Source organism: Actinomyces sp. HMSC065F12 (genome assembly GCF_001814535.1).
Lineage (GTDB): Bacteria > Actinomycetota > Actinomycetes > Actinomycetales > Actinomycetaceae > Pauljensenia > Pauljensenia radingae_A.
On sequence record NZ_KV816945.1, the window covers coordinates 32,006 to 49,529 of the forward strand.

At 60.3% G+C, this 17,524-nt stretch carries 16 protein-coding genes; 7 read left to right on the plus strand and 9 right to left on the minus strand.

Going from position 1 to position 17,524, the window contains the following annotated elements:
* The first annotated feature begins 6 nt into the window (after positions 1–6).
* The 3 genes from folB to HMPREF2975_RS01520 are packed head-to-tail and all read left to right on the plus strand — an operon-like array spanning position 7 to position 3,361.
* A complete protein-coding gene (gene folB, locus HMPREF2975_RS01510; protein WP_070725331.1) occupies positions 7–2,106 on the plus strand; it encodes a dihydroneopterin aldolase in 2,100 nt (699 codons plus the stop codon).
* Positions 2,103–2,591 carry a DUF3180 domain-containing protein gene (locus HMPREF2975_RS01515; protein ID WP_070725333.1) on the plus strand — a complete coding sequence of 163 codons (489 nt, stop codon included), beginning with the start codon at positions 2,103–2,105 and terminating at the stop codon, positions 2,589–2,591. The genes folB and HMPREF2975_RS01515 overlap by 4 nt, the downstream gene beginning before the upstream one ends.
* A 56-nt stretch (positions 2,592–2,647) precedes the next feature.
* Positions 2,648–3,361, plus strand: coding sequence for a hypothetical protein (locus HMPREF2975_RS01520; protein ID WP_141757246.1), 714 nt, complete (start codon positions 2,648–2,650; stop codon positions 3,359–3,361).
* 18 nt (positions 3,362–3,379) lie between these two features.
* On the opposite strand, the gene disA is transcribed toward HMPREF2975_RS01520, so the two are convergent.
* The 6 genes from disA to HMPREF2975_RS01550 form a co-directional block, all read right to left on the minus strand.
* Positions 3,380–4,450, minus strand: coding sequence for a DNA integrity scanning diadenylate cyclase DisA (gene disA / locus HMPREF2975_RS01525; protein ID WP_070725337.1), 1,071 nt, complete (start codon positions 4,448–4,450; stop codon positions 3,380–3,382).
* Between the two features lie 38 nt (positions 4,451–4,488).
* A complete protein-coding gene (radA, locus tag HMPREF2975_RS01530; RefSeq protein WP_070725338.1) occupies positions 4,489–5,859 on the minus strand; it encodes a DNA repair protein RadA in 1,371 nt (456 codons plus the stop codon).
* Positions 5,860–5,903: 44 nt separating this feature from the next.
* Positions 5,904–6,572 (minus strand): potassium channel family protein, encoded by a 669-nt coding sequence (locus tag HMPREF2975_RS01535; RefSeq protein WP_058237217.1) that lies wholly within the window; start codon positions 6,570–6,572, stop codon positions 5,904–5,906.
* A gap of 40 nt (positions 6,573–6,612) precedes the next feature.
* Positions 6,613–8,154, minus strand: coding sequence for a TrkH family potassium uptake protein (locus HMPREF2975_RS01540; RefSeq protein ID WP_083314336.1), 1,542 nt, complete (start codon positions 8,152–8,154; stop codon positions 6,613–6,615).
* Positions 8,155–8,201: 47 nt separating this feature from the next.
* Complete coding sequence (locus HMPREF2975_RS01545) at positions 8,202–9,857, minus strand: glycoside hydrolase family 32 protein (protein ID WP_083314337.1); 1,656 nt, start codon at positions 9,855–9,857, stop codon at positions 8,202–8,204.
* 223 nt (positions 9,858–10,080) lie between these two features.
* The gene (locus HMPREF2975_RS01550) at positions 10,081–11,154 is read right to left on the minus strand and encodes a LacI family DNA-binding transcriptional regulator (protein ID WP_070725340.1); all 1,074 of its coding nucleotides are present in this window, start codon (positions 11,152–11,154) and stop codon (positions 10,081–10,083) included.
* 161 nt (positions 11,155–11,315) lie between these two features.
* Here HMPREF2975_RS01550 and HMPREF2975_RS01555 point away from each other — a divergent pair, with 161 nt between their 5' ends.
* From HMPREF2975_RS01555 to HMPREF2975_RS01560, 3 genes are all read left to right on the plus strand, one after another.
* Positions 11,316–11,534, plus strand: a complete 219-nt coding sequence (locus HMPREF2975_RS01555; protein WP_070725342.1) for a helix-turn-helix domain-containing protein — start codon at positions 11,316–11,318, stop codon at positions 11,532–11,534.
* A gap of 94 nt (positions 11,535–11,628) precedes the next feature.
* A complete protein-coding gene (locus tag HMPREF2975_RS11870; protein WP_003792170.1) occupies positions 11,629–11,727 on the plus strand; it encodes a 30S ribosomal protein bS22 in 99 nt (32 codons plus the stop codon).
* 97 nt (positions 11,728–11,824) lie between these two features.
* A complete protein-coding gene (locus HMPREF2975_RS01560) occupies positions 11,825–12,493 on the plus strand; it encodes a histidine phosphatase family protein (RefSeq protein WP_058237213.1) in 669 nt (222 codons plus the stop codon).
* Between the two features lie 429 nt (positions 12,494–12,922).
* On the opposite strand, the gene HMPREF2975_RS12715 is transcribed toward HMPREF2975_RS01560, so the two are convergent.
* Genes HMPREF2975_RS12715 through HMPREF2975_RS01575 form a run of 3 tightly spaced genes read right to left on the minus strand, consistent with a single transcriptional unit; the run spans position 12,923 to position 15,876 of the window.
* Positions 12,923–13,636, minus strand: coding sequence for a hypothetical protein (locus HMPREF2975_RS12715; protein ID WP_070725343.1), 714 nt, complete (start codon positions 13,634–13,636; stop codon positions 12,923–12,925).
* A gap of 41 nt (positions 13,637–13,677) precedes the next feature.
* Positions 13,678–14,559, minus strand: coding sequence for a 1,4-dihydroxy-2-naphthoate polyprenyltransferase (locus HMPREF2975_RS01570; protein WP_070725346.1), 882 nt, complete (start codon positions 14,557–14,559; stop codon positions 13,678–13,680).
* On the minus strand, positions 14,560–15,876 hold the full coding sequence (locus HMPREF2975_RS01575) for an AMP-binding protein (RefSeq protein ID WP_070725347.1): 1,317 nt from the start codon (positions 15,874–15,876) through the stop codon (positions 14,560–14,562).
* 127 nt (positions 15,877–16,003) lie between these two features.
* Between HMPREF2975_RS01575 and HMPREF2975_RS01580 the strand changes: the two genes are divergently transcribed.
* Positions 16,004–17,476 (plus strand): L,D-transpeptidase family protein, encoded by a 1,473-nt coding sequence (locus HMPREF2975_RS01580; RefSeq protein WP_083314338.1) that lies wholly within the window; start codon positions 16,004–16,006, stop codon positions 17,474–17,476.
* The last annotated feature ends 48 nt before the right edge of the window (positions 17,477–17,524 follow it).

Below are 17,524 nucleotides of genomic sequence, written 5' to 3' on the forward strand. Positions count from 1 at the left end.
GGAGAGATGGCACGGAAGCTGGACATCATCACCTTACGAGGCTTGAGCGCAGCCGGACGGCACGGAGTATTCGACTCCGAACGCGAATCAGAACAGCCTTTCCACGTTGACATCTCCCTGTGGGTAGACACCACTGAAGCAGCCCACTCCGACGACATCGACCAGACAGTGTCCTACGCGGACATAGCTGAAGAAGCAGTCGCCGTTTTGTCCGGGCCTTCCGTGTCCCTGCTCGAAACACTGGCGCAGCGCGTAGCCGATGCCGCTCTGGCGCATCCGCGCGTCGAAGGCGTGGAAGTGACCGTCCATAAGCCGATGGCACCGCTGGCCCAGCAATTCTCGGATGTCCTTGTCACGATTCGCCGCGGCACGTGCGATGAGGCACCGCTGCATGTCGAAACGTTGCAGCGAGCCGATGAAGTTGAGGATGCTCGCGGCCCCCTCGAAAAATCCAGTCCGACATTGCCGCCCCTGCCACCGGTGCCCGCATCGTTGGTGCAGCGTCCGGTAGCTGACAACACCTCCGCTGTACGTGAGCATCCGGGCGAGGCTAAGACAGCCGGCAGCTCTAACAGGAGAGTGGACTACGCGATAGTGCTGCCACCGCGTCGCACCTCCACCTACCAGCCTCACGGACTGGATGATGCCGCGCAAACTCGTCACGTTGTCCTTGCTTTGGGCGGCAACGAAGGCAATGCGCCCGTCACGCTGGCCGCCGCCGTCGGCAAGCTCATTGACTTGGACGGTTTTGAAGTTGATAACGTGTCGCCGCTGCTGCGTACTCAGGCAGTCATTGACGAGGGGACAGCCCCGCAGCGCGATTACTGGAATGCCGTTGTGCTTGGACGCACGACGCTCGACGCTGAAGAGCTGCTCTTACGGTGCCAGGGCTTCGAAGCCGAGTTGGGCAGAGTGCGCCACGAACACTGGGGGCCGCGCACAGTGGACATCGACATCGTCACCGTGGAAGGCACGACGTGCCATACACCCACGCTGACCCTGCCTCATCCATACGTACATCAGCGCGCGTTTGTCCTTGTTCCCTGGAATATGGCCGATCCGCTCGCGGAACTGGTGGATGCGCACGGCAATGCCACATCCGTTGCTCAACTCGCATTAGCTGCACCGGATCGCAACGGAATACGCGATGCGGTGACAGACTGGTTGGACGATCCAGCCAGCGTCATGGACGAATCGGATCGTGTCCTTGCCTCACAGGTGGATGAACCGCTGTCGAAACTTGATCTGTTGCCACCGGAATCCAAGATCGGGCTGCGTCCCAGCGAATCCGGTACGGATGTCCTGTGGCGCAATCTGTGGAAACAGTGGCAAAGCTCGCCCCTCGACAATTCTGAACGCCATGAACAGGCCGAAGCGCCTGCCCAAGCGTCAAGCGACGTGCCCACCGACGTGTCAGCCGACGCTTTACCAACGCCGCCTGCGCCCAGTGACGCAGCAAGGCGCGAGCAGGACGACGTGCCCGCTGAAGCGCCAGTCGACGAGCCAGCCGACCTGCCGGCCGACCAGCCAATCAACGAGTCAGCCGATGAGCCGCTTGCCGCCGACGAACCAGTGGCCGGGTCGCAGCAGGGCGGATACGAATTGCCGGAGCCACCCGTTGCCTCCACGCGTGAGGATATGTCGGACACATCGGAGATCATGATCCCTTCATCCCTGCTTCGGCGCCGCTCTGTACGGTGGGTGCCTGTGCGTTCGGAGCACAACTCAGGCGAGGGGAAGCGCGCCTACACCGACGCTGAATCTGACCCTGATGCCGGCGCCGATGATCCTGTGCCTGAGGGCGATACTCGTGGTAGACGAGGCGCAGCCTCTCGGAGTACGAGCCGACGCGGGAAGGCGCATGTTCCTGCGCTGCCGGACTGGAATTTCCAGTCTTCCTCCCCGGCGCGCATTATCGACGATGCGGACGAGGCGCCCGTGCGGCGCCGTTCAATCCTCGATCCACATATCGCTGACCAGTTCCCACATGGGCCACTGCCAGACGATGAGACAACGACCACTTCGGTGGTGCGTGGACGAACAGTGCGACCGACGGTGACGGGGCATATCCCTGTCATCAGGCGCGATGAGGGACAGGCTCAATGAAACCTGTGTCAGTCGCTCACCTCATCGTTATCGCTGTGGTTTCGGCTGTATGTGGTGCGGTGGTCAACTCCCTGCTCATCCAACGTGGGCTCTCACCCCTTCTGGTGTCCTACTTCCTGGCGATCCTGTATCTGCTGATCTCCGCACTACTGGGCTACTACGGTGTGTTGGTGCGTCGGTGGCGCGCACGCAAGAGTGACAGGATCGACGCACTGACCGCTGCTCGCGTGGCCGTCACAGCCCGCTCCTGCGCATATGTGGGGTCAGGTTCTGTGGGTATTTTTGTTGGCATCCTTCTGCCGTGCCTGGCGCGCATCGACGCACCCGCAATGCAGATGTGTGTGACGCGATCACTGGTCGCCGCAGTGGCGGCCTTGGTATTGACTGTGATCGCATTGATTGTTGAACGCTGGTGTGTTGTGGACATGTCAGATGACGACGATTCAAATGCGTCGCAGGCCTCACGGTCAGCAAGCCCCGCGTAGACACACACCGAGCACTGCAAGCGCCGCGCAGGCACGCTCATGAGTGACGAACCGGCGTGGCACCGGCTTCCCATCGAGCCTGGAACGGTAGCGTCGTATTTATGAAGTCATCTGTGCGTCGCCGTCGTAATCCGTGGCCGCGCCGCATCATTTCGACCACGGTGTTGCTCCTGATCGTTGTGGCGCTTGTCGCGGGCCTTGTGACGCTCATCTCTCGAGCGATCGGACCGGAAAGCCGGCGGGCAGGGCAGGTGCAAACAGCGGTGCAGTCCGGTCAGACCGCACACGCGCAATCGGGCGACACATATGCACAGTCGGGCCAGGGTTCACAGTCAGGTGCCACCGTCGGCGGTGTGCCTGTGTGCGACCCGCAGTCATTTCAGGCCACCATCGCCCTTGGCGCATCGCCAGTCCTGATCGGGCAGGGCACCTCGTTCGACGTCACGTTCACCAACAAGAGCAACCGTCAGTGCTTCACGACTTTCGATCAGGCAGGTCTGCTGGTCGACACAGGTGGGTACACGGTATACGACACGACCTCATGTGAATCCCAGTCAGGGCAGGTCCCATTGCTGTTCGGACCTCATCAGTCATGGACGGGGCACATAGCCTGGGATGGGCGAATCTACGACGCATCCTGCCAGGCCGTGGACACTGACTCCGATGGGAAAGCAGATATCGCGGATGCCGGCGGGTACACGGCGCGACTCTCATTCGCAGGTCGCGTCCTGACAAAGACACCCTTGACGTTCGAGGTGCGCTATGAGTAAGTGCCGATGTTCCTGGTGCTACCAGCCGACGATTCCTGACAGTGCCATAGCCTGCTGACGTTCCAGATTCTCCACGATCAGACCAGCGCGATACGGGCCAATGCCTTCAATGCGTTGAAGATCTTCCGTACTTGCTTCGCGCAGTTCTGACAACGATGTGAACTCTGAAGCGATCACCTTAATGATGCTCCACGGCAGATGGGGAACCATCGACAGTGCGCGTATGCCGCGCGGCTGAATGGCGTTATCCAGGTCAGACATGTCGGCAACGTGCAGTCCCAGAACGTTTGCAATGGCAGTCAGATCGACCAGCTTGTCACCCTCCAGGGTGGACAGGTGTGATTCGGCGCGCGCAATTTCTGACGTGTGCCGGATGTAGTCGCGCAAAACCAATGCACGTTCAGAGGCAGAGCCGCGCACCAGGTCATCCACCTGCAGGGCGAGGAGACGCCCATTGGAGCCCAGCTCTTCAAGGTACCCGTTGATTTCAGAGGTGATGCGCCTGATCATCTCCATGCGTTGCATCACCGTGGCAACATCACGCACCGTTGCAGAATCGCGCATCTCCAAAATCGTCAGGGTCTGCAGGACCTCGTCGAGGCGCTGCGAATAGCGGTCCAGAGTATCCACAGCCAGATTTGTTCGCGACAACAGTGTTTCCGGTTCGTCGACCGAGTGGTGCAGTGCGCCGACATAGATGGAGATCAGACGCATGGATGCCGACAGTGACAGCACGGGCACGCCAGTCTGGCGTGCGGTGCGTTGCGCAGTGCGATGACGCATACCTGATTCATTGGTGGGGATGGACGGATCAGGAAGCAACTGAACGTTGGCTCGCTTGATGCGCCATGAATCGGCCTCGAGAATCACTGCGCCATCCATCTTGCACAGTTCGCGCAGTGCCGAGGCGGAAAACTCGACATCGAGTTCGAAACCACCCGAACACATCGCTTCAATCTCAGGAGTCATCCCCATGACAATGAGAGCACCGGTGTGTGAACGCTGGATACGATCCAGCCCCTCACGCAAAGCGGTGCCAGGAGCGATCGCCTGAAGCGCGCCACGCAACGTCGCCTCATCGGATGTCATCGCGCACCTTCCTTCTTTCAAGTCACCCTACCTGCAGTTTACGGCAGTCCGACACGAACGCCAGTGGCTAGATCACTGACCGGAAAGATTTCGATACCGTCGACGGGCCGAACGTCGTCAGCTCCGCGCGCAGGGATAACAGCGTGCGTCAAACCCAGACGCGCTGCCTCTTGCAATCTGCGTTGTACTCCCACGCACGCGCGTACCTCACCGGTCAGACCCACCTCACCGAAAACGACGAGGTTATCTCTCAGCGGCTCGCCACGGTAGGCCGACACGATTGACAGTGCACACGCCAAATCGACCGCAGGCTCGCTGGCTTTCGCGCCACCTACCGTCGACACGTAGACATCTTCCGACGACGTGTCCAACCCCAGGCGCGCCTGCAAAACCGCCAGAATCATGGCGACACGGGAATGATCCACTCCGGCGGTTGTCCTGCGTGGTGATCCGCCCGCGCTCGCAGCGACCAGCGCCTGCACTTCCAATGGCATCGGTCGGCGCCCCTCCAGCGTGATCGTGGTGCACGAGCCAGGCACATGCAGCCCGTTCGATGACAAGAACAGGCCGGACGGGTCAGCAAGCCCGCGGATGCCCGTATCGGTCAGCTCAAAACATCCGACCTCATCGGTCGGCCCGTAGCGGTTCTTCACAGCGCGCAGCAGACGCAGGCGATTGTGCCGGTCACCCTCGAACTGACAGACCACATCAACGAGGTGCTCCAGAATGCGTGGGCCGGCAATGCCGCCATCCTTGGTGACGTGCCCGACCAACAGCACAGGCATGTTGCGTTCCTTGGCCAGCCTGATCAGCGCCGCAGTGACCGCACGAACCTGCGTGACACCGCCTGCCGCACCCTGCTCATCGCGTGAGTAAGCCGTCTGAACGGAATCCACAATCAGCAGTGAAGGAGATTGCGCTTGAACGTGACCGGCGATCACGGCCACGTCAGCCTCGTCAGCAAGCAGCAGGGCATCATCCAGTGCGCCGATACGGGCTGCGCGGTTGCGCACCTGGGAAGCGGACTCCTCACCCGTGATGTACAGAACCGGCCCGTCACCATTGCGCCGCGCCAGCGTGGCGGCGCGTGAGGCAACATCGAGCAAAAGCGTCGATTTACCCACCCCAGGTTCACCGGCCAGCAACACCACCGCACCGGGGACAATTCCACCGCCAAGGACACGGTCAAGCTCACTGACGCCTGTCGATCGGCAGTCAGCGGCGTGAGCGTCCACCTGCACAATGGGCTGAGCTTGACGCGAAGGCGTGGCGGTAGCCGGCAGCAGCGCGGAGGGACGGCCAGCTTCTTCCAGTGTGCCCCACTCATGGCACTGACGACACTGACCGACCCACTTCGGGGACGTCCATCCGCACTCAGTGCATTCGAAGGTGGTTTTGTCTTTCGCCATGGTCACACGATAAAGGTCGTCATGTGCATCTGGAGACCTACCGCTCAGGGCCTGTGGGCGAAGTGCTCAAGCAGCATCGCATCGCCGGACACGATAATGATGTCCTCCGGGTTGATGCGTGTGGACGAGTCGGCGTATTCGAAGGGCTTACCGGGGCGCATCACACCGAGCATGTTGACGCCGTACTGTGCGCGAAGATCCAGCTCTGCCAGGGTGAATCCCTGAATTTCCTGAGGCGGCCGCAGCTTCATGATGGCGAAGCCCTGCTTATCCATTTCGATGTAGTCAAGCATGCGGCCACCCACCAGGTGCGCAGTGCGCTGACCGGCATCAAATTCGGGGTAGACCACGTGGTGTGCGCCGATGCGTTTGAGGATGCGTCCGTGTTCACGTGAGATGGCTTTCGCCCAAATCGAGGGGATCTCAATATCAACCAGGTTGGCAGTGATGAGCACGGACGCTTCCAGCGAAGAGCCGATCCCGACAACTGCCGACGCAAACTCGCGTGCGCCGAGCTGTTCGAGCGCCTCCGCATTGGACGCATCAGCTTCAACCAGCGGGATACGACCCGCAAATTGCTGGACGCGTCGTGGATCCTTTTCCACACCGAGAATTTCGTGCCCGAGCCGATCCAACGTGGCGGCAACGGCTGATCCGAAGCGTCCCAGCCCGATCACCAACGTGCCGGACGCGAGCGGTTTTTCTTCTGCCATAGTGGTATTGTCCCACAGCGTCGGGATGAACGAGGCAGACCTATCCGACGATGGGCCGCTCAGCCGGCATTCTGATCACGCGGCGTCGTTCACGCAGTGCCAGAGCTGCAGCAACCGTCATCGTGCCCATACGTCCGGCGAGCATGAGGATAGTGAGCACATACTTGGCGAAAGTCGGCAGGGTCGGAGTGATACCAGTGGACAGACCCACCGTGGCGAATGCGGACACCGTCTCAAAGAGGACGACGTCCAGGGAGTAGTTCGTCACGGACAGCAAAATGATTACTGCGGTCGCCACCATTGCTGAGCCGATGAGCGCCACGGCAACGGCGAGACGTACCACTGAGTGCGGGATGCGGCGGCCGTACGCTTCAATATCGTGATCGCCTCGAGCTTCTGCCACGACAGCCAGCATGAGGACGGCAAATGTGGAGACCTTGATACCGCCTGCAGTTGAAGCCGAACCGCCGCCGATCATCATGAGGATGTCCTGGACGAAGTGTGTCTGAGGCTGCATACCGCCCACATTCAGGGCGGACAGACCTGAAGAGCGACTATTGACTCCCGCCAGGAACACATTGAGAACCTTTGAACTCGTATCAAGCGGCCCCAGGGTTTGCGGGTTGCCCCACTCCGTCAGAGCCATCAGCACTGAGCCGACTACCAGCAGCAGCAGGTACATCGTGATGGTCAATTTAGTGTGGAGCGTCCAGCGGCGAGGCGTGCGCCACCGCGCGACCACATCGGTGACAACGGGGAAACCTACCGCTCCTACAGCCGTGCCCAGTGCGATGGGGAACAGCATCCACCAGTCGGACACGAAGGGCGCAAGACCACCTGGAATGATGACGAATCCGGCGTTATTGAATACGGAGATCGACAGAAACAATGCGTGTCCGATTGCACCTGCCACGGAGTCCGTCAGCTGCAGGAAACGTGGCAGAAATATGACGAATAGGATTGCCTCGGCAATCAGCGACGTGCCCACAACTGCGCGCAGCAGGGAACCGACCTGCCCCATACCGGACGACTTTGTTTCCATGGCGGCGAGCATGCGCTGCGTGAGCCCCAGGTGACGCGACACGGCGAAGCCGAGGATGGAAGCCAGGGTCATGACGCCGAGGCCACCGATCGCAATACCGGTGGCGATGACAGCCTGCCCGAAAGAGGACCACTGCGTTGCAGTATCGACCGTTGTCAGACCTGTGACACACACTGCCGACACTGCGGTAAACAGCACGTCCACAAATGACGCGGGCCGTCCCGTCGCAGAAGAAAACGGCAAGAGTAACAGCAATGTGATGATTATCGCGATCGTGGCGAACACGGCGATCGCCAGGCGCGCCGGTGACGTGCGCGCTCGCTGCTCAACCCATTCGCGCAGGTGGTCCCAGCCTGATTTGCGCAGGAGCGTGAGCTGTGGGCCGTCCACACGCCGAACCAGGGGTGCCGCTGATGATGACTCAAGGCTCGGCGGTTCACCCGGTCGAATAGGGGAGCGTCGCCGTCTGAGTAATGTAGTGGTGATCGGCCGGTTGATCCGTTTCAGCGAGCGCCGGTGCGGGCGCGAGGAACGGACCATAACAACTCCTTTAAGCAGATCACGTGAGGCGGGTCAGCACTGTGATGCTAGCCCATCGTACGCGGGTTGGACCCGTTATCAGAATAGATGGAGTCGAAGTGGCGCACGGTCAGCTCCTCAACGCTGATGATCCCGGAGATGCTGGACAACGAGGTACGGCGTTTACCCTCAGAAGGGAAAGCACAAGCAGAAAGAGTCGCCGTGTTGCGCCCCGCGAACACTTCCACCGATCCGCGATCAACCAGGACAGTCATCCGCAGGTGGGAGTCACCCTCGTCCATGTCGATGGGGGCGCTGCGGTAGCCGCGATCAGTTCCTGCCTTCGTACGCCTGTCGACAACGATGCGGCGCGCCAGATCGTCGTACGCCACCCACGTGTAGGATCCGTCCGATGTTTCGTTGACACGCAATCCAACCTGCTCAGAGGTGGTGGCAGACAGGTCAACAACCATGTCAATGGCGAATGCGTCCCCGTCGTCAACCAGGAGCCTGTCGCGGTTCGCGTCAAGAACAAAAGTGCCGAGGGTGTTCCGACCACATTCCAGCCTGTTGAGTTCAGGCAGGGCAGTGGCGGCCAGCTTGAGGTCCTCGGTGAGTGTCAACTCGCGCGGCACGGTGAACTGGCCGGACCAGTTGTCGCTGTACTGGGGTGCGAGAGGCAGCGTGAATCCTCCCATCCATGCCAGTGCGATGCGTCGGCCATCAGGAGCCTCGAAGGTCTGTTGAGCGTAGTAGTTTGAGCCCCAATCAGACAGGGCGTAATCGGTCAATGGATGGAAATCGCTGCCCAGCGTCCAATCGCCAACGACGTAACCGGCGTTATGCCCGTTACGCATGGCGTAGCCGGATGCGCGTGCGTTGGTCATCGGCCCGTAGCACAGTACCCAGTGGCCACCCAAGGGGAACAGGTCAGGGCATTCAAGCATGTAGACGCGCGGATCAGGATCCTCGAACAGGACGCGGTCGAAGCTCCAGGTGCGCAGGTCCGGTGAGGTATACAGGTGAACCTGGCCTCGATCAGCTTCAGAGGTCGCGCCCAGCACCATGCACCACGTGTCGCCTTGACGCCACACTTTCGGGTCACGGAAGTTCGGGAGGCCAGGGGCGTCAATAATGACGCCTTCCTTGTGGAAAGTCAGGCCGTCCTCGGATACCGCCAGGCACTGCGTCTGCTCGTTGCGACCGTCCGCGTGGCCGTCAAGCCAGCGATTTCCGGTGTAGAACACATACAGCAGGCCGTCTGGCCCCTCGACGGCGGAGCCGGAAAAAACGCCATCCTGATCTGCCGGAATGCTGGGGGCGAGGGCGATTCGTTCGCGCTGCCAGGTCACCAGGTCAGCAGATGAGACATGGCCCCAGTGCATCGGACCCCATGCGGAGCCGTAGGGGTGATGCTGATAGAACGCGTGATAGCGACCGTCGAAGTAGCACAGTCCGTTCGGGTCGTTGATCCACCCTGCTCGAGCAGCAATGTGGAAGGTGGGGTACCAGCGGTCGTTGCGTGCGCGCTCAAGCTGGTCAGAGGCTCTTTCAGCGCGTTCCAGCGCCTGCTCGTGTGTGAGGGTGAGCGGTGCGTGGGGCAGGGGAGGCTGCTCGTGTGCCAAGGCATGCGTATTCCCAGCGTTCAGGTGATCTTCCTGTTCGGGGATCTGCGCGCCTTCATTGGTCGGCTCGATACTGTGCGAATCCGTCGGCGTACTCATCAGGTGTCAGCCTCCTGTGATGCGCCAGTAATGGGCGCGAAAAGGTATCCAAGCTGTCCCCGTCACTGTAAACAGCATCGGTGGCGCGCTTCAAGGCGATGCCTGCCAGCGTTCACCTGACGCTGCGAGGCAGCTCTCACATAAGGCGCCAGGTAGCGCCGCCTCGCTGGTGGCGCGAGTCATTGTCCAGCAGAGGGCGCCAGGCCGTGCCCAGCACAGGGCGCTACCCAATTGTGCGAACGGAGTCCCGCTCCACGATCGGCACATGAACAAGGGTTGGTTCCGAGTGGGGCTCCGACTGCGATGACTGATTATCTGCATTCTTCTGTGCCCGCCCATGTGAGCGGGCACAGTCAACCAGGAACTCCATCCCAAGGGCGCCCATCTCCAGGTACGGCAGATGCAGCGTCGTCACCGGCGGGCGCATCATGTTGGCAAGTGGCTCATCGTCAAACGAGAGCACCGACATGTCGTCAGGCACCCGCAGGTTCCGATCACAGAGCGCCTGGTACACGCCCATCGCGATTCGGTCGTTGGCTGCAACGATGGCCGCTGCGCCGCTGCGATCCAGTCGATCGAGGATCGCATTCGCACCTTCGAAGCCCAGCGGAGACTCCCATGCTTCCCCAGGAGCCTCATCAACGATCTGTACGCCTGACGCAGCGCATCCTGCGTCAATACCGCGCAAGCGAGCTCCTATGCAGATGGATACTTCGGGTGCGGGCTCAGTCGGATAGCGCCCGATCAGAGCCACGCGACGGTGCCCATGCGCTCGCAGGTAGGCAATGGCACGGCGGCCCGCGTCTTCCTCGTCAGGCATGATCGAATGCCACCCGTCGGCCTGGCCGTTAATGATTACCCCGGGCAATCCTGACGTCAAATGCGGCAAGGAGACCAGGCGTGGGGACATCAGGCCGACTGCAAATCCTTCGACTGCGCGGGACCTGAGGCCGCTCAGTGCGCGCGCCATGCCGTCGGGGCTTCGGTCGACTTCCATCATGAGGACTGAGAAGGAATGCTCGTCTGCGGTGTCGAGGATTCCACGGATCATCTGCGATGCGAATCGAGTAACGGTCACTCCACTGGAAACGAATCCAACCGTCGATGTCGTGCCGGTACGTAAATTACGCGCTGTGAGATTGGGTACATAGCCAAGGTGGCGAGCAGCCTGCTGGACGCGTTCAATGGTGGCCTCAGGGATGCGTGACTTGTGAACGCTATTGAGCGCCATGCTGACTGTCGCGGTGGACAGCCCGACATGCTGCGCGATATCAGCGATCGTAATGCGGCTTTCCATGTGGATCAGAATAAACCTCTGTGTATATAAAAGAGTGAAAGTGGATGAGGAGGTTTTTCGTCGATAGTTGCTGAAAAAGTCCTGAATGGCATTAAGATAGGGCTCGAGGCTTCTCGGAGCAGTGATCAGACCTGCCCGCCTCTTTGTTTTTGGGAGACGCAATGGACTCTTCACCTGCGCCCCGTTTTATGACGGTTGCGGAAGTGGCAGATCTCATGCGTGTGTCCAAAATGACTGTCTACCGCTTGATTAACAAGGGTGAATTGCCTGCTCTTCGCGTCGGCCGCAGCTTCAGAGTGCCCGAGGCTGCAGTGAGTCACATCATCGATGCCGGCCTTGCGCAATGGTCCGATGAACGTCAAAGTGGAATAAGCGGGTAGGATAGTGGGGTTGTATCTTTCGAGGTACCCCAGACCGTAGCTGTCATGCACCATCATGACTGCATTCAATTTGTGAATGACGAGGGAGGGCCCTATGGGTTCCGTTATCAAGAAGCGCCGTAAGCGCATGGCAAAGAAGAAGCACCGCAAGTTGCTGCGCAAGACACGGCACCAGCGTCGTAACAAGAAGTGACGCGACCGGGGCCCGGCCATCGTGGTCGGGTCTCGTTTTATATCTGATCAACCTGAGTAGCCGACCAGCGGCACAAACCCATCGAAGGGTGGCAACCATGGAACTGACAACGATCCACGTGATGCGTCACGGGGAAGTCGATAATCCCGACGGTGTTCTGTACGGAAGGCTCCCTGGATTCGGCCTGACTGAGCTCGGGCACGCGATGGCGGAACGGGTCGCTCAGTACCTCATTGACGAGGGCGCCGATGTCACGGCCATTATTGCATCGCCACTCAAACGTGCTCAGCAGAGCGCTGCTCCGACCGCGCGGGCCTTTGACGTACCTGTCCAGGCGGACGTGCGCCTGATCGAAGCAGATTCAGCTTTCGAGGGTCTGCCCATTAACGCCAACCGTGCACTCTTACTGCATCCGCGTTACTGGCACCTCTATCTCAATCCGTTACGCCCCTCGTGGGGAGAATCCTATGCTGATGCTGCGTCGCGAATGAGTGCGGCAGTTTCCTCAGCCCTGGACAAGGCCCGTGGGCATGAAGCGTTGGTGGTTTCTCACCAAATGCCGATCACAGCGCTGACTCGTTTCGTGCAGGGTCGCATGTTGGCACACTCGCCACTGTCTCGTGTGTGTTCCCTGGCATCGGTGACGAGCTTCCATTTCAGCGGCTCGACGCTGGTGGGTCTCGACTATTCCGAACCATGCAAGGACATGTTGGCTCATGCGGCCGACATGACTCCAGGTGCGTCGGAAGCTCAGCTCAAACGGTAGTAACTGACATCTGCGTATCCGGCTGGTTGGGGCAGCCTATCGGTACCGGCCCTTTGATGTCGGCCTGTTCGAGTGCGGGCGGTGCGTGGCTATGTCTAGTCGGTCAGGCGCGGGCGGCAGCACCGCAATAAACGGTCTAGCGCGTACCTCTGCCTCCAACTGTCCCCTCCCGCACCTGCCTGTCTCTTTCTGCACCCAACTGTCGATCTGAAGGCAGTCTGCGAGGCGGGATTTTCACTAGCACCCGCCTGAACTGCGCAAACGGTGACGACACATCGGTGTGGAACTCGCGAGCGAGCTCGAGATCGACAGATGGGGAGGGGAGTGACAGATGGGGAGAGAACGGACAGAGGGGCGAGACGGAGCAGATGGTGCGAGACGGAGCAGACGAGAGTGCTCGGAGATGTCTGTGATGAGTGACAGTGAGTGTTAGAGCTCGGGGTCCTCATCCAACGGGTCGCCAGTCTCGGACGTATCTTCGTCGGTGAAGGAATCGCGACCTGCTGGGCCCGCATCGCTAGTGGAATCAGGCCCTGGCGCGTCTGCATTGGTTGAGGAATCAGGGCTTGTTGGATCCGCATCGGTGTCGGAATCGGGCTCTGTCGCGTCTGCTTCTTCGGAAAATGAATCAGCCGGATCTGACTGGTCGGAATCAGAAACTGATGTGGAACCGGCTGGCGGCACGCGATATCCAGGCTCGTCAGGAGAACTCGAGTCGCTGTCAACGGGCTTCGCGTGATCTCCGTGCGCTTCCTCATTGCGAGCCTGCTCGCGTCGGCGGCGCTGAATGTCACGTTCCAGGCGGAACAGGAAATCCGGATCATCGTCGGGTGCCAGTGGTTCGCGACGCTGCGAGGACTGCGAACGGTCAGGTCGCCGGGACCATCCAGAACGCAGCGGATTCGATTCTGATGTCAAGTCCGACAACCCCGTGGTTTCCCCGGATTCGGCGCGCGTGATGGTTCGTAGCAGGATCCACACGATTGACCCGATGGAAATAAACGGCATCGTGATGACGATGATCGTCAGCCACCACATACGGCCGATACGACCAGGCACTTCATCATCAGGAGTGCGTGCCCAGTCAGCGATTGCGTAAATAGTGACGGCAATCCACAGGACAACGGCAAGAATACGAACCATCCCACCATTTTAGGTCAGGAACGACCATGCCTCGACACGACTTAGATGACGATGGCCACTGAAACGATGACGGCGCACGCCAGTGTCGCGATCCCCGTGTACTTCAAGGCGCGTATCAGATCGCGGCCAACCGCACCGCTAAGAACGATTCGAATACCGGGAATGACGGTGCCGGCCATCAGAACAGCGGCCACACACACCGCCCACCACGGGGAATGCACACTGATCGCCAGCACCACAACTGCGGCCACGAGGAGCGCGCAATACGCCGCTCGCGAAGCGGGATCACCCAAACGTACAGCCAGCGTCATCTTCCCAGAGGCCCTGTCCGTGGGAATGTCACGTAAGTTATTCACCATGAGCAAGGCGATCGATTCGAACCCCATGCCTGCTCCGGCACACCACACCCACCAGGGAGCACCCAGAGTCTGCGTCCATGTGGTGCCCACAGTTGCGACCAACCCGAAGAAAATGAACACCATCAGCTCGGACAGCCCTACACCCATATACCCGTACGGATTGCGTCCACCAGTGTAAAACCATGCGGCGGCAACTGCCGCGACGCCCACCACCAGCAACCACCACTGGCCAGACAATGCGATCAGAACCAGACCGGCCACGCCTGCCACAGCGAAACAAGCCAGCGCCACTGCCAGGACGACGCGCGGAGAGACCGAGCCGCCGCTCGTCAAACGTGGCGGGCCGGTGCGAAAGTCATCCGTTCCACGCACGCCGTCAGAATAGTCATTCGAAAAGTTCACACCGATTTGCAAAGCCAGCGCCACACACAGTGCGAGCAATGCGCGCCCCCAGTGCAACTGATCCAGCTCAGCTGCAGCCGCAGTTCCCACAATCACGGGCGCAAGAGCGGCCGGAAGTGTGCGAAGGCGGGCGCCCTCAATCCAGTCTTGAACAGTTGCCATTTAGCGTCGCCAGTGCTCCCCGTGTTCGATCTGTTCCATCACCAGTGCCCGCACACGGCTCCGGTCAACTTTCCCGGATTCCAGCATGGGCAGTGTGTGAAGCGGTACGACAACGCGTGGAGCCTGCGCTCGGCCCAGACGCGCTCCCACGTGATCGCGAATGGAGCGCGCCCATGAATCCAGATCCGCACTGTGCGAGCTATCGCGCACCACCGCGGCGGTGACGACGTGCCCCCAGCGTTCGTCTTCAAGATCGAGGATCCAACTGTCACGCACACCCGGAGCTGACAACACGGCATCACGGACCGGACCAGGTGCCACTGACAGGCCGCCCGTCACGATGACATCATCGCTGCGCCCCAGCACCTGAACGTCGCCATTGGAGGCAATTCGACCGATATCACCTGTCAGCAGCCACCGTGCGCCACCCTCGTCAATGAAGGGGGAGGGGCCGTCCAGGTACTTTGTCATGAGCATGGGCCCGGCAATTGCCAGGCGTGATTGCCCGTCAACGTCGACAGCGCGGACCGTTACCCCCGGCAAGGGACGCGAGTTGTACACGCAGCCGCCACCCGTTTCAGTCATGCCATAGGTCGTGACCACCCGGAGGCCGTGGTTGCGCGCAGCCTGCAGGAGTTCCTTGGTTATGGAAGAACCGCCGACGAGGACACCGGCAAGCGAGGCCAGTGCGCGAATAACTTCCTCACCGGCATCCAAACACGCTCGCAGCTGCACGGGTACCAGCGAGAGATACCCTGGCACCTGTGAATCCTGAGTGGCACCCGCGATGGAAGAGAGCAGGTCAGCGGGGCGGAAACCTGAATCCGTGTCCGCCACCATCGGGCTGAAACCGGCGACTGCACTGCGCATGAGGACCTGAGCACCGGCGATGTGATGGGCAGGAAGCGCAAGAATCCAACGCCCCGGCCCCTCCAGCGCCGCGTGAGTGGAGTGCACGGATGCGATTAATGCCTCGGTGGACAGGCCAACGAGGTGAGGCGTTCCCGTTGATGACCCCGACGTCGGAATCACCACGTCGACGCCGTCCAGAAGAGCCGGGTCATTGCGGACATCTTCGGGTAGTTCAGGAAAAGCGTGTGACACATCGGTTTGAAGATGGCGCAAGGACGTATGGGGGATCTCGCTGGGAGGACGCATGACCACGACTGTTCGCTTGTGCGACGAGGGTGCCTCGTCCATGGCGCCGTCTGATGCTGTGCGTGCCTGTTCAGCCAGTTTGCTGAGCGAGGCGTAAGCCAAAGCCGCTGCTCCAACGGAAGTGCCTCCCGGAACGACTAAGACACGAGGGGTCTGCACTTGTCCTCCTTTACAAACGGCTTTTCTGAACCATCGTAATGCCCAATCGGTCAATTAACGTGTGCGGAGATGAGATCGTGGGCAAGTCGACATGGAATTGCACCGATAGCCTCGTTACTATCGAGGTATGACTATTGGGAAGCTCTCAGCGAAAGCCTCATGGGCGCTGATCGCATTACTAGGAGCACTGCTCGTTGCAGTGATCGGTGTGGGTGCGTACGCGGCCTACTTCGCTGACCGCGCCTTGCCGCGAACCACTGTCGACGGACAGTCCGTGTCCGGACAAAACCGCGACGAAATTGCCCAAGGTCTGCAGGAGCGAGCCTCACACGCCAGCATCAATGTGACGGTTGACGGTACGCTGACCAGCGCGACGCTGGAAGAAGCGGGAATCACCATCGACACCGACGCCACGCTGGATGATGTGTTCGCTCCCAACGGTTCGATCCTGTCACGCATCTCCTCACTGTTTACCTCGCGGGATGTCCAGGTGGTGACCTCGCGAGATGATGCGGCTGCGCAGGCATTGACCCAGAAAGTTTCCGCCTCTGTTGACCAGCCCGTACGCGAAGGTTCCATCCAGTTCAACGAAGACGGTGGCGCATTCAGCGTGATTGAAGCACAGGAGGGGCACAGTGTCGACCTCGAGCAGCTTGCCAGTGCATGCGATGAAGCTGCGCGCACGCTGACTACCCAGGACATTGACTTGCCGATGATCGCCGTCAGCCCGACGGTGACCACGCAAATTGCTCAGCAACTTGCAGACAAGGCGAACACGATGCTGGAAATTCCTGTATCGATTACTGACGGTATTCACACCTACTCACCCGATGCGCGTGAACGCTCGACGTGGATCGCGCTGCCGGATCTGAACGCCGCGGGCGGAGCTGGTGGCAAGGGTGCTGCTGCCAACACAGGCGCACTTGATGTCACGTGGAATGAGAAACCGGTTCGCGCGTGGGTTGAATCGACCGCGCTGTCCACCAACGAAGAGCCCACGAAGGGTGTCAAGAACGTCAATTCGCGTGGGGACGTTGTCGCGGTCGCGGATCCAGGTAAGAGCGGATGGACCGTCAACAACGCTGGCGAGGTGGCCGATGAGCTGCTCGCAGCCCTCAAAGACGGCACCGCCTACGAAGGCGATTTTGACTACGACCAGACCGAACCCGAATTCACCACCCGCGAGATTGCGGATGGTGCTGGCGACAAGGTGTATCAGGCAGCTCCTGGTGAAAAGTGGATCGACGTGGACCTGTCGAACGCATCAGTGACCGCCTACGAAGGTGCAACTGTTGTCCAGGGCCCGATCCCGATGGTTCCCGGCAAGCCCGGGTGGGAAACCGTTACCGGAACGTTCCGCATCTACCTCAAGCATCAGGACCAGATGATGGGCTGCAGCCCCGGCTACGACTACTGCACATACACACCGTGGGTGTCATACTTCCACGGTGACTACGCGTTGCACGGCGCGCCCTCACGCAGCTCTTTTGGCTGGTCAGGTGAAGGCGGCTCGCACGGTTGTGTCAATATGCCGGTTGATGGTGCGCAGTGGATCTATAACTGGGCCCCTGTCGGCACAGTGGTGGTGTCACACTACTGAGCAGCAGGCTCATCATTGCAGTTCGACCTTTTCGTATAAACCTGATAG